The organism is Klebsiella sp. GW_Kp181, from assembly GCF_040062315.1.
Taxonomy (GTDB): domain Bacteria; phylum Pseudomonadota; class Gammaproteobacteria; order Enterobacterales; family Enterobacteriaceae; genus Klebsiella; species Klebsiella oxytoca.
Genome location: NZ_JBEAFR010000058.1, coordinates 1 through 25,244 on the forward strand (window position 1 = coordinate 1; position 25,244 = coordinate 25,244).

Consider the following 25,244-nt stretch of genomic DNA (forward strand, 5'->3'; position numbering starts at 1 on the left):
CTTGCGCGGGTCAACGGTAGCAGGTTGCTCTGCGTCCGGGGCAGGTTCAGCCGGGACTACCAGCTGCTCAGCCCTGCGCGCCCGCGCCTCGGCCTTACGGGCTTCGCGAGCGGCGATGGCTTCGCTGTTATCCGGTTTCTCGCCGGAGAGCACGATAATCGGCTGCGCCGCGTTGCGCTGCTTTTCACGTACGCGGGCAAGGGCGGCGTTAATCGCATCCTGATCTTTCGCTGCTGGCTGTACTGCTGCCTGCTTATGACGTTCCAGCCTTGCGGCTTTATCCCGTTCCAGGCGAGCCTGACGCGCCTCAAAGCGGACTTTCGCTTCCGCTGCGCGTTTCTCTTCTTGCGCAATGGCGTATATCTCGGCTTTCTCCTGGCGGAAGTACTGCACCAGCGGGATATTGCTTGGACAAACCCAGGCGCAGGCGCCGCACTCGATACAATCGGCGAGGTTATGGCTGGTGGCTTTGTCGTGCTGCTGCCCTTTGCTGAACCAGTATAACTGCTGCGGCAGAAGATCGGCCGGGCAGGCGTCCGCGCAGGCGCTACAGCGGATACAGCCTTTTTCCTCTTCCGGTTCGCCCATTTCGCTCGCCGAAGGCGCCAGCAGACAGTTGGTGATTTTGACCACCGGCACGTCGAGCCAGGGCAGGGTGAAGCCCATCAGCGGGCCGCCCATAATCACCATCGGATCGGCGCCTGGGCAGAAACCGGCATCTTTTAGCAGATGGCTGACCGGCGTACCCAGGCGCGCCCAGACGTTGCCCGGACGCGTGACCGCTTCGCCGGTTAAGGTGACTACGCGCTCCGTCAGCGGCTCGCCGTCTATCACCGCACGTTTCACCGCATAGGCGGTGCCGACGTTTTGCATCAATACGCCGATATCAGAGGAGCGCCCACCGTGGGGCACCTGTTTACCGGTGAGGATTTGCGTCAGCTGTTTTGCACCGCCTGAGGGGTATTTCGTCGGGATTACGCGCAGCGAAATACCGTGCGTGTCGGCGAGTACCGCGCGGAGCATCGAAATCGCCTGCGGTTTATTATCCTCGATGCCGATCAGCACCTGTGCAGGTTGCAGAATATGGGCAAGGATGCGAATTCCCTCAACGATTTGCGCCGCGCAATCCTGCATCAGGCGATCGTCAGCGGTGATATAGGGCTCACACTCCGCCGCATTGATGATTAATGTTTCGATTCTGTCGCCGCCCCCGCGCAGCTTAGTGCCGGTGGGGAAACCGGCGCCGCCAAGCCCGGCTACACCAAACTGGTGAATGCGCTCAATCAGCTCTTCGCGGGATTTATTCTGGTAATTGTTCCAGCCATCGCGCTCAATCCAGCGGTCTTCGCCATCGGCATCAATAATGACGCTCATTTCCGCCAGCGCGGAAGGGTGGGCGGTCGAGTGGGGGGCAATCGCCGCCACGATGCCGGACGTTGGCGCGTGCACCGGCAGCATTCTGCCCCAGCCGCGGGTTAGCGGCTGGCCGCGCAGGACGCGATCGCCCGGCTGGACGCAGAGCTCACCTTCCGCGCCGATGTGTTGTTTCAGCGGGATGACAAAACGCTGCGGCAGGGAAACCTGACGCAGCGGGGTACCGTTAGACTGGGTTTTCATTTCCGGCGGATGAATGCCGCCGTTGAAGTCCCAGACTTTGTCTTTGCGAAATGCGGAAAATAACTTAAACATGTTGTTCCATGGGAATAATGCGTACCGGGATGGTTTGAAGATCCCATTTCCAGGTTTCTGTCGTCGCCGCCACCGGGCGCAGTTCAATACATTGCGTCGGACAAGGCGCGACGCAAAGATTACAGCCGGTGCAGAGGTCGCTCATCACCGTATGCATAGCACGGGTGGCGCCGACGATGGCATCCACAGGACAGGCCTGAATGCATTTTGTGCAGCCGATGCAGTTCGCTTCGTCGATCACCGCCAGCATTCGCGCAGGTGCGGCTTCTTGCGCATCGCCGTCCGTAGGCTGCGGGTCGACGTTCAACAGCTCAGCGATTTTGAGCATCACCGCTTCGCCGCCGGGCGCGCAGCAGTTAATTTTCTCACCCTGAGTGCCTACGGCTTCCGCGTAGGGACGACAGCCGGGGTAGCCGCACTGACCGCACTGGCTCTGCGGTAGCAGGGCGTCAATTTTTTCCACCACCGGGTCATCTTCCACCTCAAAACGGCGCGAAGCGTACCCCAGAATTAAGCCGAAAATCAGCCCCAGCAGGCTAATGGCAACCACGGCTATCCAGACAGCATTCATTACAACTTCACCAAACCACTAAAGCCCATAAAGGCGAGAGACATTAAACCGGCAGTGACCAGCGCAATGGCATTACCGCGAAACGGCGCCGGCACATCGGCAACCACCAGACGCTCGCGGATGGAGGCGAAAAGCACCATCACCAGCGAAAAGCCGACGGCGGCGGCAAAGCCGTACAGCGCAGACTGCAGGAAATTATGCCCGAGGTTAATGTTGAGCAGCGCAACGCCGAGCACCGCGCAGTTGGTGGTGATCAGCGGCAGGAAGATGCCCAACAGGCGATACAACGCCGGACTGGTTTTACGCACCACCATTTCGGTAAATTGCACCACGACGGCGATAACCAGGATAAAGGCCAGGGTCCGTAAATAGACCAGGTCCAGCGGAATAAGGATCCAGGTATCAATCAGCCAGGCGCAAATTGAGGCCAGCGTCATCACAAAGGTGGTGGCGAGCCCCATTCCCATAGCGGCTTCCAGCTTTTTGGAAACCCCCATAAACGGGCACAGTCCCAGAAACTTCACCAGCACGAAGTTGTTAACAAGAACGGTGCCAACAAAGAGCAGTAAATAATCAGCCATTATTCGACCTGAAATAGAAAAAGCCGTCTATTATCGAATAAATCGATACCGGCGACAACAGGTTAACTGTGTGGTTATTACGGATTCACAAAGGTCCGCTTAACCCGTTCAGAACGCTTGAAATAGGGAGCCAGCAGCGCCGCAGCGAGAAGGGGAAACAGCAGCTGGCGCAGCGCCAGAGCGTCTGATATTGGGGAAAAGGCAAATGCTTTTACCGCCAGCAGAAGCGTAATCAGCAGCCAGATAATGTAATGCTTTGGCACCCCTTTCCGCCGCTTGAAAAAGGCAATGGTCAACCACAGCGTGTAGTACCACATGGCGATCGCGAAGGCCAGCGAAGCAATCCACAAGGCGAGATGTTCAGTACTCATATTGCGCAGCAGGGTATAAGTCTGGGAAGACGTCAGAGCATCAGCAAAAAACAGCAGCGACAATGAGGCGCTAAGCAGGGCCACCAGGAGCCATGCCAGCGGCGCCAGAAGCCATCCGCCAATACGTTCCACAGAGTCAGAGGACATTATTACTCCCGAATTTAACGCCAGTTATCAATAAAAGCAGGGCCGGAAGTATAAGCAACTGGCGTGAATGATGACAGTCTTTATTGCACGTAGCGCCAGACGGACTTGGGCACCTCGCCAATGTTGAACAATTTGCCGCCAGAAACCAGCTCCGCCCGACGATGGTCTGCGGCGCGATACATGTTGACGATCTCTTCGTTATCGGTCAGGGAATAGTTAAGGTGATCAAAAAGTTTTTCCAGACTTTCCAGCGTGCTGATTTTACGAAATTTTAATAAGTAGTCCTGAACGGTCATTTGCGTATCCATTTTATAATCAGAATAATTTAAGTTGAATATACCCATTCTGTGTAAACCTGTTCTCAACCGGCCGTTCCTTTTTTTCAGTAAACTGTATGGAATTATTTCGGTTGTAAATACCCGGAACAAGAACAGATGATGTTTCTGGCCTGGTAAAAAGGAATTTAAGAGTATTCCAGAACTGAATCAGGCGCCGGATGGCGCCTGGGAGAGAAGATTAACGCTGTTCGCCTCGGCTGGCAATAACGTTTTGGTACCAGAAAAAGCTCTTTTTACGTTTACGCGCCAGATTGTTCTGATGATCGACATAAACAAAGCCGTACTGTTTTTTATAACCGTTGAGCCAGCTTAATAGATCAATAAAGGACCAGGGATAATAGCCGCGCACGTCAGCGCCCAGTTCCAGCGCTTTTTCCAGCGCAGTTATGTGGCTACTCAGATAGTCAATACGCGGGTCGTCGACGATTTCGCCATCGATGATCGGGTCAATGGCCCCGAGTCCGTTTTCGGTGATGTAAATCGGTATGTCACCGTAGCGCGCTTTAATCATCATGATCCCGTCGGTTAACCCCTGAGGCCAAATTTCCCAGCCCCATTCGGTATAGGTACTTTGCGGGTTGCGTACAAAATAGAACAGCCCCTCGACGCCAGGTTCGCCGCCGGTCGGAACCTCCGGGGGCTGCGCTGAGACGGTTTCGCGGCGGTAGTAGTTCAGGCCGATAAAATCACAGCGGTTTTCACGCAGCAGCGCATCGTCGCCCGCGGCAAAAGCCGGAACGCCCCACAGCGTCTGGGTTTGTTGCAGGAGCTCTTCAGGGTATTGACCTTTTAGCACCGGATCGTAAAGCCAGTGGGTGTGAATAGCATCCGCCATCGCCGTCGCGCGCATATCCTCCTCGCTGTCGGTTAAAGGGGTATGCGGCTGCAGTACGTTGACAAAACCTATCTGCCCCTCGACTGCCATTTCACGAAACGCTTTCACGGCCAGCGCATGGGCGATAAAGACGTGGTGGCAGGCTTGAATCGCGCGCGCAGGGTCGCGCACCGCTGGCGGGTGGATGCCGTTAATATACCCATGCCCGATAAAGACGATAGTCTCGTTGAAGGTCGCCCACAATTTGACCCGCGAACCGAAGCGCTGATAGCAGAGGCGGGCGTACTCAGCGAACGCTTCCGCCGTACTGCGCGCTTCCCAGCCGCCTTCCTCCTGCAGCGCCTGCGGAAGATCCCAGTGATACAGGGTGATCATCGGTTCTATATTATGCGCCAGCAGCTCATCAATCAGATCGCTGTAGAACTGAACCCCAGCCTCGTTAACCTCGCCGCGGCCTCCGGGCAGCAGACGCGGCCATGAAATTGAGAAGCGATAGCTTTGCAGACCCATTTCCGCCATCAGCGCAACATCTTCGCGAAAGCGATGGTAATGGTCTACGGCGATATCGCCGGTGGTGCCCTGAAAAGTGGTGCCTGGGAGATGGGAGTAGATATCCCAGATAGAAGGGCCTTTGCCGTCGGCATCGTATCCGCCCTCAACCTGCCAGGCTGCGGTAGCGGCTCCCCATAAAAAATGCTGCGGAAATCCGGACATGAAGAAACTCCTTATCGATTGATAAGGAGAGTGTAATAAAACCCTGCACTGCTATGCAACCGGTTTCAGAAACCGGTTGCATAGTTGCGAAGCGGGTCACTGTTTATTTCGCCAGCGGCTTCGCCTGAACAGTATCAACGGTAGGTGGGGACTGGTAGTTATCAATATGATGAGCGATAACTAAAAGCAGGGCTGAGACGCCCAAAACAATCCAGCCAATAAGTTCTACAATACGGTTAAAAACGTTTTCCATAACTCTGTAGCAAATTGTGAAACCAGAAGGAAATGGTACTAGAGGATTGAAGTAACGCAAGTGTTACATGAACTTAGTTGCGCAAATGACGTAATGCTGCGCGATAACGCGGGCAACATGCGTTAACAGAGGTCATATCCGCAGCGTAACTGGGACACCGTTATTCTCATTAAGGGGGTAAAAATGAGTGATGCTATCCGGGTAGGATTAATCGGTTATGGCTACGCGAGCAAGACCTTTCATGCGCCGTTAATCAGCGGTACGCCAGGGATGACGCTGGCCGCCGTGGCCAGCAGCGATGAAAATAAAGTGCATGCCGATTGGCCTGCAATGCCGGTGGTTAGCGGGCCAGAGCGGATTTTGAACGACCCCAATATCGATCTGGTGGTGATCCCGACCCCAAACAACACCCATTTTCCGCTGGCAAAGGCCGCGCTGGAGGCGGGCAAGCACGTAGTCGTCGATAAACCCTTTACCGTGACGCTGTCACAGGCGCGTGAGCTTGAAGCGCTGGCAAAAAGCGGCGGGCGGCTGCTGTCGGTATTCCATAACCGCCGCTGGGACAGCGATTTTCTGACGGTAAAAGCGCTGATTAACGAAGGGCTACTGGGGGAAGTAGGATACTTTGAGTCTCATTTCGATCGCTATCGACCGCAGGTGCGTAATCGCTGGCGTGAACAAGGCGGACCGGGGAGCGGCATCTGGTACGATCTTGCCCCGCATCTGCTGGACCAGGTGGTAAATCTCTTCGGCCTGCCGGTTAGCATGCAGGTTGATCTGGCGCAATTACGTCCGGGCTCCCAGTCCACCGACTATTTTCATGCGGTTTTAGCCTGGCCGCAGCGTCGCGTCGTGCTGCACGGAACTCTGGTCGCTGCGGCGGAAACGGCGCGCTTTATTATCCACGGTTCGCGAGGAAGCTATGTGAAATACGGTCTCGACCCGCAGGAGGAGCGGCTGAAAAGCGGCGAACGCCTGCCGCAGGAAGACTGGGGATACGATATGCGCGACGGGGTGCTGACGCGAGCGGAGGGCGAGGACATAACCGAGGAGTCGTGGCTAACGCTGCCGGGTAACTATCCGGCCTATTATGCCGCTATTCGCGATGCACTTAACGGAAGCGGCACTAATCCGGTTCCGGCAAGCCAGGCGATTCAGATTATGGAGCTGATTGAGCTTGGCCTCGAGTCGGCCAGGCATCGAACGACGCTGTGTCTGAATTAGGTCATCCCGGCGACAACAACCGCCCGGCGTTGAATGACCCCCGTTTATCACGGGGGAGTCGATCAAGCCTGCTGAATGCGCTGCATCAGCGCTGCTTTTTCCCCGGCGCTTAAAAAGGCGAGTTCCAGGCCGTTGATCTGCGCCTGGCGAATCTGCTCGCGGCTCAGGCCGGCAGCCGGGGCGGCAACCGTATATTCGTGGATAATATCGACGCCCTGGACGGCGGGGTCGTCGGTATTAATGCAGGCCAACACGCCGTGCTCGAGGAAAGTTTTCAGCGGATGCCGGGCCAGCGACGGCACGGTGCTGGTCTGGATATTGGAGGTCAGACAGGACTCAATGCCGATGCGCTGCGCGGCGAGATAGTCCATCAGCGCCGGGTCCTGCACCGCCTTCACGCCGTGGCCGATGCGTTCGGCTCCCAGCTCGCGAATGGCCTGCCAGATGCTTTCTGGACCGGCGGCTTCGCCTGCATGGACCGTGATCCGCCAGCCCGCATCGCGCGCGCGGCGGAAGTGCTCCATAAACAGATTCCCCGGGAAGCCAAGTTCATCGCCGGCGAGGTCGAGGGCGGTAATGCCGTCGCGGTGGGCGAGCAGGGCTTCGAGCTCTTCCTCGCACGCCGCTTCGCCGAAGGTGCGGCTCAGAATACCGATCAGACGGGCTTCAACGTTAAAGTCGCGGCTGCCTTCTTTTACCCCAGCGATCACCGCTTCGACGACGCCCGCTACCGGCAGCTGGTGGGTCATCGCCATATAGCGCGGAGAGAAACGCAGTTCGACGTAATGCAGTCCGTTGCGCGCGGCATCTTCAAGGTTTTCATAGGCAACGCGGCGGCAGGCATCCAGAGAGGCGAGCATTTTTACACCCCAATCCAGCTTAGAGAGGAAGCTGACCAGGTCGGGCTCATTGCTGGTGACCTGTACATGAGGACGTAATGTTTCGAGCGTATTTGCTGGAAGTGCGAGGTTATACTGGCGGCCAAGATCGAGAATAGTTTGGGCCCGGATATTACCGTCAAGATGGCGATGGATGTCGGTTAATGGCAAAGTTAAATCAATCATGGTCGCACTCTTTTTTTAGTTAAAGTGCGCGTCATTGTACATCAGAACGATAAATGGTTAAAAGAGGAGAAAAATACCGAATAAATCAATGAAAAAGGGAGTGGTGAGGAAAGATTCCCCTCTCTCTGAGCCGCACGTCGCATTCGCTCATAGCAAAACGCTATTAATCATAGTGAATCAGTATTTAATTTCGCCCGTGTGATTTTCTATAGTCTCTGGCGCTGGTTTTCCTGCAATGAATGGCAGGCTATTTTAAAAAGGACCCTGGGAATATGATCTTTATGTTAAAAAAAATTGCAGTACCGCTGGTTGTCGCAAGCTCGCTGCTGCTGGCAGCCTGCAAACCTGGCGAGCAGGACCCTAACCACATCAAAGTGGGCATTAGCGCAGGCGTTGACCAGGAGGTCTGGGCGGTGGCGCAAAAAGTGGCAAAAGAGAAGTACAATCTCGACGTCGAAGTGGTGACGTTTAATGATTTCGTCCTGCCCAACGAAGCGCTGAACAACGGCGATCTTGATGCTAATGCTTTCCAGCATAAGCCTTATCTGGATAAACAAATTCAGGAGCGCGGCTATAAGCTGGTTCAGGTTGGCACGACGTTCGTTTATCCGATTGCCGCCTATTCGAAGAAAATCAGTTCGGTCGACCAGCTGCCCGATGGCGCGCAGGTGGCCGTTCCCAACGATCCAACTAACCTCGGACGCTCGCTGCTGCTACTGCAAAAGCAGGGGCTGATTACATTGAAGGAGGGCACCGGTCTGCTGCCCACTTCGCTTGATATCATTAATAACCCGAAAAACTTAAAAATCGTCGAGATTGAGGCGCCGCAGCTCACCCGCGCGCTGGACGACCAGCAGATAACTATGGCGATAATTAATACCACTTTCTCAAGCCAGGTGGGCCTGTCACCGTCGCGCAACGGCCTGTTTGTGGAAAGCAAAGATTCGCCCTACGTCAATATCTTTGCCAGCCGCATCGAAAACAAAGATAGCGAAAAGGTAAAAAATCTGGTGAAGGCCTACCAGAGCGATGAGGTGGCCGCGGCGGCAGAACAGCTTTATAAAGGCGATGCGGTTAAGGGCTGGTAATCGTTTCATACCCGGTATGGCGTCAGCCGCCGACGGGCAAGCGCATATAACGGCCGGTAGCGTGCTACCGGCTTTTTGATGGCTATTTTTGAATCAAATAGCGGATGGTTGGCCCATCTTGCTGAATATCGAGCACGGTATAGCCGTGATTTTTGGCATCCAGCGGGATATTGTTAATCGACTGCGGGCAGTCGCTGACCACTTCAAGAATTTCGCCTTTCTTCAGCGAGGGCATCGCTTCAAGCGTGGCGATGGCAGGATAGGGGCAGGGTTCGCCAACCATATCCAGGCGATAGTCCGGGACCAGAGTTTTCATGCGCTTTCCTTAACCGTTGAGGTGGCGAGAGATTTGCGGCGGAAAAAGCGTTTTTCCCAGCCAATAACCAAACCCAGCGCGATCAGCAGCAGGAGATAGGTCACCAGCAGGCCGCCGAAAGGCCCGAATGTCGCCAGCAGGTTGATTTTATCCCAGCTTGTGGCCAGCGCCGGGGAGAGTCCGTCCCAGTAGTATGCCAGGAGCGTTGAACCTATCACGTTGCCCAGCCCAACCCACCAGAAGTGCACCTGGCCTTCCACCGCGCGGTACATCCAGCCGGTTTCGCAGCCGCCCGCCAGGACGATTCCAAAGCCAAACAGCAGGCCGCCGATGACCGCGTTGGGGCCGGCCCACATAATTTTTGGTTCCATGCCAAGCTGCACGTAGCTGAAGATCCCGATGGCGCTGGCTGCCATACCGAAAATGATCGCCTTCGCCATATTGGTGCGTCCGGTGATCCACATATCGCGAAAGGCAGAGGTAAAGCAGATCTGCGCGCGTTCGATAAGCAGGCCAAACCCGACGCCAAACAGTAGCGCCAGGCCGAGCTTCGGCTGGTTAGCCGCGGTGAGCAGACCCCAGGCGATCATGGCAAAAAAGACCACCATCCCGAGACGGAACCGGCGTCGCGCCTGGTCAGGTTTTTGCGTCAGCGGCGACGCCTGCGACACTTTTTGCATCTTAACCGGAATACGGAAGATGGGCAGTAAGGTAAAACGCGCGCCGAACCAGGTGCCGATAGCCGTCGCGATGGCAAAGAACCAGGCGTGCAGAGAAAACTGCGGGATACCGGTGAAGAAGGCGGCCAGGTTACAACCCATCGCCAGACGGGCGCCGAAGCCGGCAATGATGCCTCCGGCGACGGCCTGCAGAATACGCACCCGGCTGCGAGGAAAACGCAGCTTCACGTTATTCGCCCACAGCGCAGCGGCGAAACAGCCGCCGAACATGCCGATGATCATCATGCCGTCGATGCGAGTGAGCGGGGTGCCCTCAAGATGAATGAGTTTGTAGTACCCCCACTCTTCGCTGTGCACGCCGATAAGTTGCAGCAATTGTCCGCCCCAGCGGGTAAATTCGCCGGTGACGGCCCAAAAAGTGCCGGTAATGCCGAAGTAGTAGGTTGAGAGAATCCCCGCGGCGATAACGGCGGGAACGGGTGACCAGAATTTAATCAGCCACGTCTGTTTGAATTGTTGCCATGTCATGAAGATGCCTCTGAACTCAGAAGGTATATTACCCGTAGCGGGTTGAAGAGGGGCGATACTACGCTGTTTAGTTCCTGAAAACGCTCGACAGGATCAAATTGACCGATAAAGAGAATATAAAAGGCCACGCGCTGGTGGCCTTTCACGACCGCTTATTCGCGGCCTGCTGTTAATGACGGTACGCGAATTCAGTTAAAGCCCAGACGAATCAGGTTCAGCGGGCTAAATAACCCTTCGTGTCCGTCTATTTCCACGCAATCAGCACGACGGATCTGCTCCGCCGTTTTACCTTCAGCGTGGATGGCCTTAATGACGCCCGTCGCGCCGCTATCGGCTACCATAACCATGCTGCCGGTAGAGATAGCATTACGGTTACGATCGTAAGTTTTCATAATTTCGTCCTCCTGATTAATACTTTGACGGGAATGAAAAGCGGCAATTAAATACACCTTTGCGGCGCGAATTTTTTTGCGTCTCGTCAAAATTTGGTCTCATTATGCCCGGAGACTCTTAGGTCGGGGGCAGGCAGGGGAGCGGGATTGAGACGGTTAATAAGCCAGAGGTTATTTTTTCCGCGGTCAGGTGAATCTCATCGGCGTGGCACAGAGAGAACTATGATTTTATTCGCGCTTAATGTTTGTACCGCGCAAAGCGCCGGTGAAATAAACGCCAGCGGTAGCGGGGAGCCCGCTACCTGATTATTGAAGGGAAAATAATTAGCGCAGCGAACGCAGGGCGGCGATTAATCCCTGCACGCCTTTTTCCAGCTTCTCGCGTGGGCAACCGGCGTTGAGACGGACAAAGCCCTTACCCTCTTCGCCGTAAGTGTAGCCGGGCATAATGGCGACCTTCTGCTCCTCGATAAGTGCTTTTTGCAGAGCGCGATCGTCAACGGCCAGCGGGCGCAGGTCAATCCACGCCAGGTAAGTCGCCTGCGGTGGCTGCCAGCCTAGCTCCGGAAACGCCTGATTCAGTTCGCCAGCGATGAAGCGCATATTTTCCTGCAAATAACCGCGCAGGGCATCCAGCCAGGGCGCTCCCTCGCGATAGGCGGCAATATGGGCGACCAGCGCCGGCACGGAAGGTGATGAGAGGCCATCGCGGCTCTTCAGCGCGTGCAGATAGCTTTCGCGCACGGCGGGATCGTCAATCAACCCGTATGCGCCGGTGAATGCCGGAATGTTGAAGCTTTTCGAGCCGGAGGTGAAGAGCGCCCAGGGGCTGCGGGCCACGTCGCACCACGGGATGTGCTGCTGCCCGTCCCAGACCATGTCCATATGGATCTCGTCGCTAATCACTTTTACCCCATGCTTCTCACACAGCTGCGCCATGGTTTCCAGCTCTTCACGGGTCCAGACCTTGCCGGTGGGGTTGTGCGGGCTGCACAGCAGCAGAACGGTATTACGCGGCTGAGCCAGTACCCGCTCCAGGGCCGCCATATCGCAGCGCCAGTGATGGTTGTCGAGAGAGAGCGGCACGGCCGCGACGCGCCGCTGGTTGCCTTCAATGGTTTTATAAAAGGCATCGTAGGCTGGAGTGTGTACCACGATGCCGTCGCCCACTGCCGACCACTGACGAATCATCTCCGCGACCATATAGATCACCGATGGCCCGTAAACAATCGCTTCGCGGTTGATTGGGCTATGAAAACGGCTGGCGAACCAGTGGCTCACCGCGCCGAGGAATTCATCATTTTTCCACCGGCTGTAGCCAAAAACACCGTGCCCCAGACGTTTGCTGACGGCATCAAGAATACAGGGGGCGGTGGCGAAATCCATGTCGGAGATCGTAAAGGGCAGCAGGTCGGCTACGCCAAAACGGTCGGCGACGTAATCCCACTGCGTGCACCAGGTACCGTGACGGTCGATCTGCTTTGAAAAATCAAACATCGCAACTTCCTTAATCCTGGCCCCCTGCCGCAAGGCGGGGGCGGAGCTTATGCCTCGACGGTATTCATCAGGACAGCCATTTCATCTTTTACCGACTGCACCTGCGGGCCAATCACTACCTGCAGGTTATGCTGGTTGAGCTGAACCACGCCGATGGCGCGATTCGCTTTCAGCGCGGCGCTGTCGACTTTGCTCATATCGTTAACCGACAGACGCAGGCGGGTAATGCAGTTATCGAGCGAAACGATATTTTCCGCGCCGCCGAGCGCGGCCAGAATCGCCGGAACGTTATACCCTGATTTGCCGGTCACGCCGGTGACAGCCTTCTCAAATGCGCTCGTTGTTTCAATATCGCGTCCCGGCGTTTTCAGGTTAAAGCGGGAGATCGCGAAACGGAAGATACCGTAGTAAACCGCAAACCAGATGGCCGCAACCACCGGTACCATGTACCACCTGGTGGACAGACCGTGCAGAATGCCGAATACCACAAAGTCGATAACGTTGCCGTCGGTGTTGCCGATTGTCACGCCGAGGATCGCCATTACGGTAAAGCCCAGGCCGGTCAGTAACGCATGGATAACGTAGAGAACCGGCGCGACGAACAGGAACAGGAATTCCAGCGGTTCGGTGGTGCCGCCTACCACGCAGGCGATAACGCCGGAAATCAGCAGGCCTTTAATCTTATGGCGATTTTCCGGACGCGCGCAGTGATACATCGCCAGCGCTGCGCCCGGCAGGCCGCCGAGGAATGCCGGCATTTTACCCTGTGACAGGAAGCGGGTCGCGCTCTCGGCGAAGCCGTGGCTGGTCGGGCAGCTTAGCTGGGCCTGGAAAATCGTCAGCGCGCCGCTGACGCTATGACCGCAAACGTCCAGGGTGCCGCCCGCTTCGGTAAAGCGGATCAGCGCCACCAGAATATGGTGCAGGCCAAAAGGCAGCAGCAGGCGTTCACCGGTGCCGAAGATCATCGGTCCGAAATCACCTGCGCTATTGATGACCTGGCCGAGTGCATTAATCCCCATGGCGAAAACGGGCCATATTAGCGGAATCACCAGACCGACCAGGCCGAGAACCACGGTCGTAATAATGGGCACAAAGCGGGTACCGCCAAAAAAGGCCAGCGCGTCGGGCAGGCGGATGTTATGGAAACGTTCGTGCAGCATCCAGACGATGATCCCGGCGATCACCGCGCCGAGGATCCCGGTGTCGATCGATTGAATACCGATAATGTTCTGGATGTTATTGGCTTTGAGGATGGCGGCATCGGTGGTCGGCAGAATACCTTTGGCCGTCAGCCAGAAGTTTACCGCCAGGTTCATTACCGCGTAGCCGACAAAACCGGCAAACGCGGCGACGCCTTTGTTTTCTCGCGCCAGACCCAGTGGAATGGCGATACAAAACATCACCGGCAGAAAGCTGAAGGCAAAGGAGCCGACTTTACCCATCCAGACGAAAACGGCCTGCAGCAGCGGCACGTCCAGCCACGGCAGAAGCGTCAGGACATCATGGCTGCTCAGAGAGCTGCCGATCCCCAGCATGATCCCGCAAAAGGAGAGTAATGCTACGGGTAACATGAAGGTTTTCCCGAGCTGCTGGAAAAACTCCCACAAGGTAATTTTGTTTGCTGTTTTCGCCGTCATAACATGAATCCTGGTTCTAAAAGTTATCGGTAGGATGCAACGCCACGAAAAGATAAAACGTTTTACCAAACTTTAGTGCGATAAAAATCACATATTCCAGCGATAATAAAGTTTATAAAGAGGGCATCCTGATAAAACGTTTTATCGACAGCCAAAGGGAGTCGGCCTGCAGTTATGGCTATCGCGAAAAAAATTACCATTAATGATGTCGCGCAGGCGGCGGGGGTATCCGTCAGTACCGTCTCGCTGGTACTGAGCGGCAAGGGGCGTATTTCGTTGGCAACCGGCGAGCGCGTCAATCACGCCATTGAACAGCTGGGCTTTGTGCGTAACCGCCAGGCGGCGTCCCTGCGCGGCGGCCAGAGCGGGGTGATTGGCCTGATCGTCAGCGACTTGTCGAAGCCTTTCTACGCGGAGATGACCGCCGGATTGACCGATGCGCTTGAGTCGCAGGGCAGAATGGTCTTCCTCACCCAGGGCGGGCACAGCGGAGAAAAAATGCTCCAGCGTTTTGATACCCTGGTTTCACAGGGGGTCGATGGCGTAGTGATTGCCGGCGCCATCGATCGGGGGGGCGAACTGCGCGATCGCGCGGCGGAAGCCGGAATGCCGCTGGTCTTCGCCTCCCGCGCCAGCTATCTCGACGATGTGGACCTGATCCGCCCGGATAATATGCAGGCGGCGCAAATTGTCACCGAGCACCTGATCCGACGCGGTCATCAGCGCATTGCCTGGCTGGGAGGGCAAAGTTCATCCCTGACGCGCGCCGAACGGGTTGGCGGCTACTGCGCCACCCTGCTGAAATATGGCCTGCCGTTTCATAGCGAGTGGGTGGTGGAGTGCGGCTCAAGCCAGAAGCAGGCGGCGGAGGCGATGACGGCCCTGCTGCGGCAAAACCCGACCATTAGCGCCGTGCTCTGTTATAACAGCGTGATCGCGACCGGGGCGTGGTTTGGCCTGATGCGCGCCGGGCGACAGAGCGGAGAGGATGGCGTTGAAAGCTATTTCGAACAGCGGGTCGCGCTGGCGGCATTTGCGGAATTACCCGAGGAGGCGCTGGATGATCTGCCGCTGACCTGGGTTACGACTCCCGCCCGGGAGATGGGGCAAAGCCTGGCGGAGTGTATTTTACGGCGTATGGAAGAGGGGCAGGGAGCGGCGCGAAACCAGATCATCTCTCCTCGGCTGATTACGCGTAAATAGCCCCTGGTGAGGGGCTATATGTCATTTATTGCTGCGGCGCGACTGGCGGTACCACTTCTTGCGGCAGCGTCTCCTGCGGCTCAGCGGGCGCCGGGACAGGGGGAAGCGCTAAACCGAACATCCCGGCAAACTCATCCAGCGGCATTTTCTGCCCGTTCAGCGTCACCTGGCCGTCAGCATACTGCAGGCTGGAGGTGATGGCGTTATCTTCCATAGTGGTAATACGGAACATCTGTCCCATCGCCGCCAGGCCTTTCACCTGCTGCTCTGCAAGCTTAGCGGCGTCGGCGGGCTGATAGCCTTCCAGCCCGGCAATCTGAGTCATAAACGCCGTCGCCATATCGACCGGGATCACCAGCTTGCCGTCGAGAGATTTGACGCTACGATCCACTTCCTCGGCCAGCGTCTGCGGCGGAGTGGTAGTCAGCGACGGATCTTTGAGCAGAATCGATAGATTCAGGGTGGTTTCGCCCTTCGCGTTGCGCCAGCTTAGCGGAGAAATGGTCAGGGACGGGCTGCCTTTCAGCATCATCGGCAGTGAGCTAAAGAAGGTTTGCGTTAGCGCCTGCTGGTACAGCTCAGGATTCTGCGCCAGCTGAGGGTCCGCCATCAGCGCCTGGGCGTCGGAATTGTACTTCTGGCTGAACTGATGGAAGGCTTCACCATCAATATTGTCCAGCTTCAGGGTCAGCCTGCCGCTACCGATATCCTGATTTTGCAGCTTCAGGCTGTTGACGGTGTAGTCCAGCTGGCTGTTAATCCCTTTGCCGTCAGCGGTCAGCGAAGAGTTGCCGTCGATTTTCATCCCTTCAAACAGCGCCAGCTCTTTTCCTTCAACGCCAATCGCCAGTTTTTCCAGCGAGATGGCCTGCTTGCCAATACGCTCGTTGAAGCTGGCCATTTCGGTGGAACCGTCGGTTTTCAGATTATTAAAGGTGAGCTGTACCTTCTGATTGTATTCGTTGACCGCGTTAATTTGCCCGCTGCCCGCTTCGCCGCTCAGGCTGAGGGTTTTTCCCTCTCGATCGGCGTTAAGCTGGAACTGGCCGCCGCTAAAAGTGACTTTCTCGTCGTCTTTCGCGTAATCAAGCGGTTTCAGCACGATAGCGGACTGGTTGTCGCCGCTGTAGGCGATGCGGGTATCGATAGTAAACGGCGTTTCGCCTTTTGCAATGTCAAACAGCGACTTGCTGGCCTCGTTGTTCACTAAGGTGGTTTTGACGGATGCCATCGCCGGGGCGAGGTTAAAGGATTTCAGTGAAGCCAGCGGGAAGGGGCCGTGATCGACAACTTCGTCAAACACCAGCGACTGTCCGGCGGCCAGCCAGCGGGGCGCTTTGCCGGCGATGGGTTTCAGGACCAGTTGTAAACGGCTGCTGAACAGACCGCGCTGATAGTCCTGATAGGTGAGCTCTACGCCAGCCTGCGGCGCGCTGCTTTGCAGCTGAGCATTCGCCTGCTGCACCATATCGGCAATGCGGCTTTCCAGCTGCTTCCCTGTGTACCACGCGCCGCCCGTCCAGACGACGCCCAGCGCGATGATAACTCCTGCTGCGACCAGCGATTTTTTCATAGCATTTGTCCATAAATGAAACCAGGCGGATTGGGCCGCCTGGTTGTGTTGTCATGATGAGTGAAAGTCTAGCAACTGTGGCTAAAAAGTTCAGTAACTTACTGGACCTTATTAAAGACGCGCGCCACGCGACCGCTGCCGCTGACCTGTACCGGTGATTCGTTGTGCGCCACGAAAGCCGACTCGCCCGGCTTCAGCGTCAGGCGCTGTTCGCCTTTCACGATCGTCGCCTCACCCTCGACGCAGAACAGGATCGCCGCGCTATCCTGGGCGATGGTTGACGCCTGCGCTGAAAGGTCGTGCAGCGAGAAAGCAAAATCGTCAACCGGGATGGGGAAGTCCAGCTCCGCGCCGTGAATGACCGGCTGGGTCAGGAGTTCGCCAGCGGGTTTGGGTTCAAATTTGACGTTTGCCACCAGCTCCGGAATATCAATGTACTTCGGCGTCAATCCCGCGCGCAGGACGTTATCGGAGTTGGCCATCACCTCCAGCGCCACACCCTGCAGGTAGGCGTGCGGCGTTTCCGCAAACAGGAACATCGCCTCGCCGGGATTCAGCTTGACCACGTTGAGCAGTAGCGGAGAGAAAAGGCCGCTATCGTCCGGATAGAACTCGGCGATCAGGCGGATAGTCTGCCACGGTTCTCCCTGCTCGCTGTCCAGCGCTCTCTGCAGTACGCTCAGGGCGTGCGCTTTTTCGTCGCCTTTCATGTTCAGCAGGCTGGCAAACAGCTGGCTCAGATGGGCGGCGTCAGGCTGCGCCAGGAACTGCGCTATTGCCGGATGTGCTTCAGCTACCGGCTGCAGCAGCTTCACGATTTCGGAAAACTCGCGGAAGGCGTTCATGGCAAGGAACGGCGTTAACGCGAAAACCAGCTCCGGCTTGTGGTTCGGATCTTTATAGTTACGTTCGGCGGCATCAAGCGGGATCCCGGCGGCATTCTCTTTGGCAAACCCGATTTCCGAGGCCCGTTTGTTCGGGTGAACCTGAATAGAGAGCGGCTGGGCGGCGCACAGCACTTTAAACAGGAACGGCAGTTCACCAAAACGCTCGGCAACTTTGGCGCCAAGCAGGGTCGTTTTATCGCTGTCGATTGCATCGCGCAGAGAACGCGGCGTTCCGGCGTCATCGAGAATTTGCGAGCTGCTCTTCGGATGCGCGCCCATCCACAGCTCCGCCATCGGCAGGTTGTTTGGGTTAGCAATGCCATAAAGTTCGGTTAAGGCGGTATGACTTCCCCAGGCGTAATTTTGCACTGAGTTGATGAGTTTTTGCATTCTCAATCCCTGTTTCCACTTGATAGTAATGGCACTATTAAACCAGCAAACGCCCGAGAAGCAACCGGTGCGAAGAAAAAGTCGTCCTTGTCTCAGTTTTTGTTAAAAAATTGTGTAGAATCGATCGACTCGCTTTTCTACGGGCAAATGGAGTGTCTGCCTGAAATATAATCAGCCAAGCAGTAAGTGAGAGCACAATGTCGAATAAACCCTTTGTATATCAGGATCCTTTTCCACTGAAAAAGGACGATACCGAGTATTACCTCCTCAGCAGTGATTACGTCTCCGTCGCCGAATTCGCCGGCCAGGAAGTTCTGAAAGTTGAACCTCAGGCGCTAACTTTACTGGCACAGCACGCTTTCCACGACGCCTCCTTTATGCTTCGCCCGGCTCACCAGCAGCAGGTCGCCGATATTCTCAACGACCCGGAAGCCAGCGACAACGATAAATACGTGGCGCTACAGTTCTTGCGCAACTCGGATATTGCCGCCAAAGGCGTGCTGCCGACCTGCCAGGACACCGGTACCGCAATTATCACCGGCAAGAAAGGTCAGCGCGTGTGGACCGGCGGCGGCGATGAAGCCGCGCTGGCGCAGGGCGTGTACAACACCTATATCCAGGATAACCTGCGCTATTCGCAGAACGCGCCGCTGGATATGTATAAAGAGGTCAACACCGGCACTAACCTGCCTGCGCAAATCGACCTCTACGCTACCGACGGCGAGGAGTACAAATTCCTCTGCATCGCCAAAGGCGGCGGCTCGGCTAACAAAACCTATCTGTATCAGGAAACCAAAGCGTTAATTACTCCGGCGAAGCTGAAAAATTACCTCGTCGAGAAGATGCGCACGCTGGGGACCGCGGCCTGCCCGCCGTACCATATTGCTTTTGTGATTGGCGGTACGTCGGCGGAGTCTACTCTGAAAACCGTTAAGCTGGCCTCAACGAAGTATTACGATGGTCTGCCGACCGAGGGCAACGAGCACGGCCAAGCCTTCCGCGATATTCAGCTCGAAAACGAGCTGTTGCTGGAAGCGCAGAACCTTGGCCTCGGTGCGCAGTTTGGCGGTAAATATTTCGCCCACGATATTCGCGTCATCCGCCTGCCGCGCCACGGCGCCTCCTGTCCGGTGGGCATGGGCGTTTCCTGCTCCGCGGATCGCAACATCAAAGCGAAGATCAACCGCGAGGGGATCTGGATTGAGAAACTGGAGAGCAATCCGGGCAAGTATATTCCCGAGCATCTGCGTCAGGCCGGCGAGGGAGAAGCGGTTAAGGTCAATCTGAACCAGCCGATGAGCGATATTCTGGCGCTGCTGTCGCAGTACCCGGTGTCGACCCGCCTGTCGCTGAGCGGTACGATTATCGTGGCGCGCGATATCGCCCACGCCAGGCTGAAAGAGCTCATCGATAATGGCGAGGAATTGCCGCAGTACGTCAAGGACCACCCGATCTACTACGCGGGCCCGGCGAAAACCCCTGACGGCTACGCTTCCGGTTCTCTTGGCCCGACCACCGCAGGCCGTATGGACTCCTACGTCGATCTGCTGCAGGCGCATGGAGCGAGTAAAATCATGTTAGCCAAAGGTAACCGTAGCCAGCAGGTGACCGACGCCTGTCACAAGCACGGCGGTTTCTACCTCGGCAGCATCGGCGGTCCGGCGGCGGTACTGGCGCAGCAGAGCATCCGTAGTCTGGAGTGCGTGGCCTGGCCGGAGCTGGGGATGGAGGCTATCTGGAAAATTGAAGTGGAAGACTTCCCGGCGTTTATCCTCGTGGATGATAAGGGCAATGACTTCTTCCAGCAGATCCAGAGTTCGCAGTGCGCCCGCTGCGTGAAATAAGCTCAGCCGCCCTTCGGGGCGGTTTTTTTATGCCGCTTAGCGGCACGAACCACCAAAACAACTTATAAATCTGACCCATACTTTACGCTTTAAGCAGGTGAGCTTTGTCGCTATTACGCACTTTGAATCCAAGGAGAAAGTAATGACAACGCATCGCAGTGAAAAAGACTCTATGGGCGCAATCGATGTGCCTGCCGATAGGCTTTGGGGCGCGCAGACTCAGCGCTCGCTGGAACATTTCCGCATCTCGACGGAAAAAATGCCGGTCGAGCTTATTCATGCGCTGGCGCTGACCAAGCGTGCGGCGGCGAAGGTGAATAACGATCTCGGTCTTCTGAGCGCAGAAAAAGCGCAGGTGATTATTCAGGCTGCGGATGAAGTGCTGGCAGGCAAGCATCCGGACGAGTTTCCGCTGGCAATCTGGCAAACCGGCTCCGGTACGCAAAGCAACATGAATATGAATGAGGTGCTGGCTAATCGTGCGAGTGAACTGCTGGGCGGGGTACGCGGGATGGAGCGTAAGGTGCATCCTAACGATGATGTTAACAAGAGCCAGAGCTCTAACGACGTTTTCCCGACGGCGATGCACGTAGCGGCGATGATTGCGCTTCGGGTAAAGCTGATCCCGCAGCTCAACATTCTGAAGCAAACGCTTAATGATAAATCCCTGGCCTTCAACGATATTGTCAAAATCGGCCGCACCCACCTGCAGGATGCGACGCCGCTGACGCTCGGCCAGGAGATCTCAGGATGGGTCGCCATGCTCGAGCATAACCTCCGGCATATTGACCATAGCTTGCCCCATCTGGCGGAACTGGCGCTGGGCGGCACGGCGGTGGGAACCGGGCTTAATACCCATCCGGAATACGCGGTACGCGTCGCCGCCGAGCTGGCGGCCCTGAGCGGCCAACCGTTTGTGACCGCGCCGAACAAGTTTGAAGCGCTGGCGACCGTTGATGCGCTGGTGCATGCCCACGGCGCGCTGAAAGGGCTGGCCGCTTCGCTGATGAAAATCGCCAACGATGTGCGCTGGCTGGCCTCCGGTCCGCGCTGCGGCATCGGCGAAATTGCGATCCCGGAAAATGAACCGGGGTCGTCGATTATGCCGGGCAAGGTTAACCCGACCCAGTGCGAGGCCCTCACTATGGTCTGCTGTCAGGTGATGGGTAACGATGTCGCGGTAAACATCGGCGGCGCTTCGGGCAACTTTGAGCTCAACGTTTACCGCCCGATGGTGATCCACAATTTCCTGCAATCGGTGCGGCTGCTGGCTGATGGGATGGCGAGCTTTAATGAGCACTGCGCGTCAGGCATTGAACCTAACCGCGAGCGCATCAGCCAGTTGCTCAATGAGTCGCTGATGCTGGTTACCGCCTTGAATACCCATATTGGCTACGACAAAGCGGCGGAAATTGCCAAAAAGGCGCATAAAGAAGGGTTAACGCTCAAGGCCTCCGCGTTGGCGCTCGGCTACCTGACGGAAGAGGAATTTGACCGCTGGGTGCGCCCTGAAGAGATGGTAGGCAGTATGGCTATTCGCTAGCCAGCCACAGGTGCAGTCGCGGAATCATTAGCCTGAGCGATTGCGCCTGCGGTTTATAACGATACTGCACGTTCCCGGCGTCATAGTTCAGAAGCTCTCCGATATCCGGCACGCTAACGCCCTGCTTGCCGGATATCAGCGCGATCATCGGCCCTGGACAGGCGTATTGCACCTGTTTTTGCTGCCCGCTATACCACACCCTGGCGATAGGCTGAACCTTTACCGGCCTCTTTATCTTCAGCTTCGCCCGCTGCGGCAGGGCGGCAATATCCTGGTACTCTCGCTCCAGCTTGCTTTGCCACTGTTCGCGCGTCCACGGCGGAACCGCGCGGGGCGACTGAAGACTTTTTTCCAGTTGCATGAGAACCTGGTCGCGGGTGAGATTTTTAATCACATGCTTATTGGCCCAGCCGAAGCGGATAGTGCTCGGGTCAATTAACGGGGTGAGCATGCGATAGGCGCTCAGCGTGATCAGTCCCGGCAGGTGGCGATGGACCCACTCAAATCGTGCGGTAGCGGGAAGACCGGAATCGACGGTGATAATCTTCTCGAAGGTCGCTTTAAGAACGTTGATATGGGCGATCTTGCGTAATAGTTCTGCCTGCTCGCAGGCCTCAGTTCGCAGGCAGATCGCGCCGGGCAAACGCACGGCAGCCTTACTGCTGCGGGTTTCCGACTGCTGCTGGATAAACAGGTGGCTATAGTGTTTGAGCGCCATCTCCAGCGCGGGTTTACCGGTGTGCTGAACCACGTTGATGTTCTCCAGCGGCTGGTGTTCGGCATCTTTGCTGACCGGCGGCAGCTCAAAGACGCGCGCAGCCAGCAGACGGCACTGGCTCAGGGCCTGTTTAAGCGCCTGCAGTTCACGCTCGAGCTGGCGAAAGGTGTCGTTCAGACGTTCAACGAGGTCATAGCTGGCCATATTTCTCCACCTTAGTTACAACATACTTTATGTTTTTTTAAACTATAGCAGACCTCAGCTCCTGCGCAAGGGCTCATCAGGCCGAGGTAAAATTCGGCAGCTGATGATAAACCGGCCAGCTAAAACAAAAACAGGCGCCACCGAGCTCGCTCGCCTGGCAATGGACTTCGCCAGCCATTGCCTGGGCAATACTGTGGACGATAGCCAAACCAAGACCGCAGCCGCCGGTGGCGCGATCGCGGCTGGGGTCGAGACGAACAAACGGCTCGAACACTTTCTCCCGCTCAGCGGGCGCGATACCTGGACCATCATCTTCGACGCGCAGCGTTGCGCGCGAACCCTGCAGCGTCAGGCTGACCTGAATACGCTGGTTACTGTAGCGCAGGGCGTTGTTCACGAGGTTATCCAGCACCCGTTCCATTAAGCGCATGTCCAGCGCGCCGTAATTTCCGTCCACGACTTCGCTTAGCGCAACGTCGCGCTGGGGATTCACCGCCTGAATATCTTCTACGCGATCGCCGAGCCACGCCGGGAAATTGGGGGTCGTCAGCTTCAGTTCATTCTGCGGGCGATCGAGGCGCGCATAGGTCAGCAGCTCTTCAATCAGGGCCTCCAGCTGGCCGATATCGCGATTTAACGCCTGTGATTCGGCTTCTGTAAGGTTCTCGCTCATCTCCAGGCGGTAGCGCAGACGCACCAGCGGGGTGCGCAGTTCATGGGCAATACCGTCGATCAGCTGTTTTTTGCTGGCGATAAGCGCATTGATATTATCGGCCATCTGATTAAACGCCACGCCCAGCCGTTCGAAGCTGGACATGCTATCGAAGTGGATCCGCTCGCTAAGATGCCCGTCGCCGAAGCGCTGAGCGGCGGTTTCGATACGCAGCATATCCTGCCAGTGGGGGCGCATCCAGATGAATACGGGAAAGGCCAGCGAAATAGCGATGAAGGCCATCAGAGCCAGATCCAGCAGGCGCATCTCATGCAAAAAATAGAGATACGGTACCGGGCCGACGGAGAGCACGTAGTGGCTACGAGGGATGCGCTGAATAAAGGTGTACTGATCGTCCAGGGCTACGATATCGCCAGCGCGCAGATGCTGCATCGAGTTTTCCGAGAGCTTGAATTTGCTGATAGGCTCGATATGCAGATCGAATGAAAGATTAAGGTCCAGCTCTTTGAGCGTTTTGCTCCAGTCGCGCGGCGGGATCTCGCGCAGCTCGCTGCGCATCAGATACAGCGAGCTCTTCATCAAATCATCCAGCGACTGGCGGCCTGCTCGCTCGGCGGTAAATTTGTACACCAGGCCGACCATCATCGTCATTACCAGAAAACAGACGAACAGCAGGAGGTAAAACTGCACAAACAGCTTTTTCATAGCCAGATCCGTAAATTAATTGTCCCACGCGTGCGGGGCGAATAAATAGCCTTTATTGCGTACCGTTTTGATGCGATAAGGCTCAGTCGCGTTGTCGAGAAGCTTTTTGCGCAAACGCGAAATGGCGACGTCGACGCTGCGGTCCATACCATCGTAGCTTACGCCGCGCAGGTTTTTTAATAGCGCATCCCGATCCATAATTTGTCCTGCGTGGGTCGCCAGCTCCCATAACAGATCGAAATCCGCGGTGGACAACGCGACGTTTTCCCCGCTGAGCATAACCTGACGATTGACCGGATCGATACTCAGCGAACCAAAAGCGATCGCTTTATGCGGCGTCAGCGAGGAGGGGACGCCGCTACTGTCCTGGGGGGGGACATGCTGGCGCAAATGCAGACGCAGTCGGGCTAACAGCACCGCGGGTGGCGTTGTTTTCAGAATATAATCGCTGGCGCCCATTTCGAGCGACAGGATATGGTTCATATCGCTATCCAGTGACGTAAGCAGCACGATGGGCCCTTGCCACTGGCCGCGTAAATCCCGGCACAACGTCATCCCATCTTTACCAGGCAGCATGATATCCAGCAGCACCAGATCGGGCTTTTCGCGCGCGATAACCTCTTCGGCACGGTCACCGCGAGGCTCAACCACGACGTCCATATCATGTTTCCCGAGGTAGGCCGCAATCAGCGCGCCTACTTCGGCATCATCCTCAACGAAAACAATTTTATTCATAGCGTGTATGCTTACACTCATCTCTGGCTGATTGAATTTGTTGCCCTTAGGCGCGGTCAGTGCCACGCTTAAGGCATCATCAGGGCGTAGCCCGTTAATTCACTGTTGCCATTGTAAACTATTCGGGCATCAATATGAGCTATGAGTTAGCGATGAAATTCGCTATGATGGCTGAATTCGCGCAATGATTGATCAGATTTATGCTTTGCCGCGCGTTTTGCGCATCGTGCTGGATGCGGGCAGGACTGCCTGAAGAGCTTCTGCCCGTACAAAATAGATGCTGCTAAATTAAGGTGAGATCGAAGCTGCCTTATTCCATGCTCTTTTGCCTGGCACCGTAGGGGCAGAGGACGAATTTGCAGATGCTTCTTCGGTTGCAAATTAGCAGCGTTGGATTTTGATTGCCGGGGCACTGGATAAACTTTGTCAGCGTTGACCATAGCTTTTCGCTATAGGGAAAAGCATGAATAACCTGTAAGTCGCCGGGCTCACCGTTTATGAAGACGTCATCTTGCGTGATGTTAATAACCGAACCGATGTTCAAAAAATAATCTCCATTATACCATATAATTAATTTCAGATTTCTGGCACTGGCCGCAACTGAAAATCCTGTTCCAGTTAAAGGACATACAAGACTATTTTCAATATTCCACTCCATGCTAGACGCTCTCCAGTAATTCACGAGCATTTTCGCGTTGATAAATATAGTTTAATGAGTTTCAGAGGCTTTTGGATTGTGTATAACGCAGGTCCGAACATGAAGATTCCTTTAGCTGGTTCTTATTCAGGCTAATATAAAATGATTGCGGTTATATGAGTGTCTAATACTAGTAAAGATAAT

General features: G+C 55.9%; 24 protein-coding genes. 5 read left to right on the plus strand and 19 right to left on the minus strand.

The window, feature by feature from the left end:
* From rsxC to blr, 7 genes are all read right to left on the minus strand, one after another.
* The coding region (gene rsxC, locus ABLV11_RS14095; RefSeq protein WP_348855367.1) for an electron transport complex subunit RsxC at positions 1 to 1,689 on the minus strand (1,689 nt) is incomplete at its 3' end.
* A complete protein-coding gene (gene rsxB, locus ABLV11_RS14100) occupies positions 1,682 to 2,260 on the minus strand; it encodes an electron transport complex subunit RsxB (protein ID WP_348855368.1) in 579 nt (192 codons plus the stop codon). The genes rsxC and rsxB, both read right to left, overlap by 8 nt.
* A complete protein-coding gene (gene rsxA / locus ABLV11_RS14105; RefSeq protein WP_004102633.1) occupies positions 2,260 to 2,841 on the minus strand; it encodes an electron transport complex subunit RsxA in 582 nt (193 codons plus the stop codon). Before rsxA ends, rsxB begins: the two co-directional genes overlap by 1 nt.
* A gap of 77 nt (positions 2,842 to 2,918) precedes the next feature.
* Positions 2,919 to 3,359, minus strand: coding sequence for a DUF2569 domain-containing protein (locus tag ABLV11_RS14110; RefSeq protein WP_004113417.1), 441 nt, complete (start codon positions 3,357 to 3,359; stop codon positions 2,919 to 2,921).
* 80 nt (positions 3,360 to 3,439) lie between these two features.
* On the minus strand, positions 3,440 to 3,655 hold the full coding sequence (ydgT, locus tag ABLV11_RS14115; protein WP_004102628.1) for a transcription modulator YdgT: 216 nt from the start codon (positions 3,653 to 3,655) through the stop codon (positions 3,440 to 3,442).
* Between the two features lie 220 nt (positions 3,656 to 3,875).
* A complete protein-coding gene (locus tag ABLV11_RS14120; protein ID WP_224299296.1) occupies positions 3,876 to 5,246 on the minus strand; it encodes a GH1 family beta-glucosidase in 1,371 nt (456 codons plus the stop codon).
* A gap of 103 nt (positions 5,247 to 5,349) precedes the next feature.
* Complete coding sequence (gene blr, locus ABLV11_RS14125) at positions 5,350 to 5,499, minus strand: division septum protein Blr (RefSeq protein ID WP_017145752.1); 150 nt, start codon at positions 5,497 to 5,499, stop codon at positions 5,350 to 5,352.
* A gap of 183 nt (positions 5,500 to 5,682) precedes the next feature.
* Between blr and ABLV11_RS14130 the strand changes: the two genes are divergently transcribed.
* The gene (locus ABLV11_RS14130) at positions 5,683 to 6,723 is read left to right on the plus strand and encodes an oxidoreductase (RefSeq protein WP_224330205.1); all 1,041 of its coding nucleotides are present in this window, start codon (positions 5,683 to 5,685) and stop codon (positions 6,721 to 6,723) included.
* A 62-nt stretch (positions 6,724 to 6,785) separates the two neighbouring features.
* Here the strand turns inward: ABLV11_RS14130 and add are convergent, their stop codons facing one another.
* A complete protein-coding gene (gene add, locus ABLV11_RS14135) occupies positions 6,786 to 7,787 on the minus strand; it encodes an adenosine deaminase (RefSeq protein WP_224330203.1) in 1,002 nt (333 codons plus the stop codon).
* A 272-nt stretch (positions 7,788 to 8,059) separates the two neighbouring features.
* Here add and metQ point away from each other — a divergent pair, with 272 nt between their 5' ends.
* A complete protein-coding gene (gene metQ, locus ABLV11_RS14140; RefSeq protein ID WP_105890354.1) occupies positions 8,060 to 8,875 on the plus strand; it encodes a methionine ABC transporter substrate-binding lipoprotein MetQ in 816 nt (271 codons plus the stop codon).
* A gap of 82 nt (positions 8,876 to 8,957) precedes the next feature.
* Here metQ and yedF read toward each other — a convergent pair whose 3' ends face one another.
* The 5 genes from yedF to malX form a co-directional block, all read right to left on the minus strand.
* Positions 8,958 to 9,191 (minus strand): sulfurtransferase-like selenium metabolism protein YedF, encoded by a 234-nt coding sequence (yedF, locus tag ABLV11_RS14145; RefSeq protein WP_004102619.1) that lies wholly within the window; start codon positions 9,189 to 9,191, stop codon positions 8,958 to 8,960.
* Complete coding sequence (gene yedE, locus ABLV11_RS14150; RefSeq protein ID WP_126489198.1) at positions 9,188 to 10,399, minus strand: selenium metabolism membrane protein YedE/FdhT; 1,212 nt, start codon at positions 10,397 to 10,399, stop codon at positions 9,188 to 9,190. The genes yedF and yedE overlap by 4 nt, the downstream gene beginning before the upstream one ends.
* Before the next feature lie 188 nt (positions 10,400 to 10,587).
* Positions 10,588 to 10,791, minus strand: coding sequence for a putative selenium delivery protein YdfZ (ydfZ, locus tag ABLV11_RS14155; protein WP_004102617.1), 204 nt, complete (start codon positions 10,789 to 10,791; stop codon positions 10,588 to 10,590).
* A gap of 324 nt (positions 10,792 to 11,115) precedes the next feature.
* Positions 11,116 to 12,288 (minus strand): MalY/PatB family protein, encoded by a 1,173-nt coding sequence (locus tag ABLV11_RS14160; protein ID WP_004102615.1) that lies wholly within the window; start codon positions 12,286 to 12,288, stop codon positions 11,116 to 11,118.
* 47 nt (positions 12,289 to 12,335) lie between these two features.
* Complete coding sequence (gene malX, locus ABLV11_RS14165) at positions 12,336 to 13,928, minus strand: maltose/glucose-specific PTS transporter subunit IIBC (protein WP_004113412.1); 1,593 nt, start codon at positions 13,926 to 13,928, stop codon at positions 12,336 to 12,338.
* A gap of 174 nt (positions 13,929 to 14,102) precedes the next feature.
* On the opposite strand from malX, the gene ABLV11_RS14170 reads away from it, so the two are divergent.
* On the plus strand, positions 14,103 to 15,131 hold the full coding sequence (locus tag ABLV11_RS14170; RefSeq protein WP_148407588.1) for a Mal regulon transcriptional regulator MalI: 1,029 nt from the start codon (positions 14,103 to 14,105) through the stop codon (positions 15,129 to 15,131).
* A 25-nt stretch (positions 15,132 to 15,156) separates the two neighbouring features.
* Here ABLV11_RS14170 and ABLV11_RS14175 read toward each other — a convergent pair whose 3' ends face one another.
* Complete coding sequence (locus tag ABLV11_RS14175; protein ID WP_126489195.1) at positions 15,157 to 16,704, minus strand: YdgA family protein; 1,548 nt, start codon at positions 16,702 to 16,704, stop codon at positions 15,157 to 15,159.
* A 98-nt stretch (positions 16,705 to 16,802) separates the two neighbouring features.
* Positions 16,803 to 17,981 (minus strand): mannose-6-phosphate isomerase, encoded by a 1,179-nt coding sequence (manA, locus tag ABLV11_RS14180; protein ID WP_017145758.1) that lies wholly within the window; start codon positions 17,979 to 17,981, stop codon positions 16,803 to 16,805.
* 197 nt (positions 17,982 to 18,178) lie between these two features.
* On the opposite strand from manA, the gene fumA reads away from it, so the two are divergent.
* Together fumA and fumC are read left to right on the plus strand one after the other, a co-directional pair.
* On the plus strand, positions 18,179 to 19,825 hold the full coding sequence (gene fumA / locus ABLV11_RS14185; protein ID WP_004102605.1) for a class I fumarate hydratase FumA: 1,647 nt from the start codon (positions 18,179 to 18,181) through the stop codon (positions 19,823 to 19,825).
* A 142-nt stretch (positions 19,826 to 19,967) separates the two neighbouring features.
* The gene (gene fumC / locus ABLV11_RS14190) at positions 19,968 to 21,368 is read left to right on the plus strand and encodes a class II fumarate hydratase (protein WP_004102603.1); all 1,401 of its coding nucleotides are present in this window, start codon (positions 19,968 to 19,970) and stop codon (positions 21,366 to 21,368) included.
* Here the strand turns inward: fumC and tus are convergent.
* From tus to iraM, 4 genes are all read right to left on the minus strand, one after another.
* Positions 21,358 to 22,290 carry a DNA replication terminus site-binding protein gene (gene tus, locus ABLV11_RS14195; RefSeq protein WP_224330199.1) on the minus strand — a complete coding sequence of 311 codons (933 nt, stop codon included), beginning with the start codon at positions 22,288 to 22,290 and terminating at the stop codon, positions 21,358 to 21,360. The two genes, fumC and tus, sit on opposite strands and share 11 nt — an antisense overlap.
* A 76-nt stretch (positions 22,291 to 22,366) precedes the next feature.
* Positions 22,367 to 23,668 carry a two-component system sensor histidine kinase RstB gene (gene rstB / locus ABLV11_RS14200; RefSeq protein ID WP_004113401.1) on the minus strand — a complete coding sequence of 434 codons (1,302 nt, stop codon included), beginning with the start codon at positions 23,666 to 23,668 and terminating at the stop codon, positions 22,367 to 22,369.
* A gap of 15 nt (positions 23,669 to 23,683) precedes the next feature.
* On the minus strand, positions 23,684 to 24,403 hold the full coding sequence (gene rstA, locus ABLV11_RS14205) for a two-component system response regulator RstA (RefSeq protein WP_004102597.1): 720 nt from the start codon (positions 24,401 to 24,403) through the stop codon (positions 23,684 to 23,686).
* 310 nt (positions 24,404 to 24,713) lie between these two features.
* Positions 24,714 to 25,061: an anti-adapter protein IraM gene (iraM, locus tag ABLV11_RS14210; protein ID WP_004102595.1), complete on the minus strand. Its 348-nt coding sequence runs from the start codon at positions 25,059 to 25,061 to the stop codon at positions 24,714 to 24,716.
* Between the last annotated feature and the right edge of the window lie 183 nt (positions 25,062 to 25,244).

Coding starts and splice junctions, on each gene's coding strand:
- blr (WP_017145752.1), bottom strand. CDS start 5,499: ATGGAAAACGTTTTTAACCGTATTGTAGAACTTATTGGCTGGATTGTT.
- rstB (WP_004113401.1), bottom strand. CDS start 23,668: ATGAAAAAGCTGTTTGTGCAGTTTTACCTCCTGCTGTTCGTCTGTTTT.
- malX (WP_004113412.1), bottom strand. CDS start 13,928: ATGACGGCGAAAACAGCAAACAAAATTACCTTGTGGGAGTTTTTCCAG.
- fumC (WP_004102603.1), top strand. CDS start 19,968: ATGACAACGCATCGCAGTGAAAAAGACTCTATGGGCGCAATCGATGTG.
- metQ (WP_105890354.1), top strand. CDS start 8,060: ATGATCTTTATGTTAAAAAAAATTGCAGTACCGCTGGTTGTCGCAAGC.
- manA (WP_017145758.1), bottom strand. CDS start 17,981: ATGCAAAAACTCATCAACTCAGTGCAAAATTACGCCTGGGGAAGTCAT.
- ABLV11_RS14120 (WP_224299296.1), bottom strand. CDS start 5,246: ATGTCCGGATTTCCGCAGCATTTTTTATGGGGAGCCGCTACCGCAGCC.
- ABLV11_RS14160 (WP_004102615.1), bottom strand. CDS start 12,288: ATGTTTGATTTTTCAAAGCAGATCGACCGTCACGGTACCTGGTGCACG.
- ydgT (WP_004102628.1), bottom strand. CDS start 3,655: ATGACCGTTCAGGACTACTTATTAAAATTTCGTAAAATCAGCACGCTG.
- yedE (WP_126489198.1), bottom strand. CDS start 10,399: ATGACATGGCAACAATTCAAACAGACGTGGCTGATTAAATTCTGGTCA.
- ABLV11_RS14175 (WP_126489195.1), bottom strand. CDS start 16,704: ATGAAAAAATCGCTGGTCGCAGCAGGAGTTATCATCGCGCTGGGCGTC.
- ABLV11_RS14110 (WP_004113417.1), bottom strand. CDS start 3,359: ATGTCCTCTGACTCTGTGGAACGTATTGGCGGATGGCTTCTGGCGCCG.
- yedF (WP_004102619.1), bottom strand. CDS start 9,191: ATGAAAACTCTGGTCCCGGACTATCGCCTGGATATGGTTGGCGAACCC.
- rsxB (WP_348855368.1), bottom strand. CDS start 2,260: ATGAATGCTGTCTGGATAGCCGTGGTTGCCATTAGCCTGCTGGGGCTG.
- add (WP_224330203.1), bottom strand. CDS start 7,787: ATGATTGATTTAACTTTGCCATTAACCGACATCCATCGCCATCTTGAC.
- ABLV11_RS14170 (WP_148407588.1), top strand. CDS start 14,103: ATGGCTATCGCGAAAAAAATTACCATTAATGATGTCGCGCAGGCGGCG.
- tus (WP_224330199.1), bottom strand. CDS start 22,290: ATGGCCAGCTATGACCTCGTTGAACGTCTGAACGACACCTTTCGCCAG.
- iraM (WP_004102595.1), bottom strand. CDS start 25,061: ATGGAGTGGAATATTGAAAATAGTCTTGTATGTCCTTTAACTGGAACA.
- rsxA (WP_004102633.1), bottom strand. CDS start 2,841: ATGGCTGATTATTTACTGCTCTTTGTTGGCACCGTTCTTGTTAACAAC.
- ydfZ (WP_004102617.1), bottom strand. CDS start 10,791: ATGAAAACTTACGATCGTAACCGTAATGCTATCTCTACCGGCAGCATG.
- ABLV11_RS14130 (WP_224330205.1), top strand. CDS start 5,683: ATGAGTGATGCTATCCGGGTAGGATTAATCGGTTATGGCTACGCGAGC.
- rstA (WP_004102597.1), bottom strand. CDS start 24,403: ATGAATAAAATTGTTTTCGTTGAGGATGATGCCGAAGTAGGCGCGCTG.
- fumA (WP_004102605.1), top strand. CDS start 18,179: ATGTCGAATAAACCCTTTGTATATCAGGATCCTTTTCCACTGAAAAAG.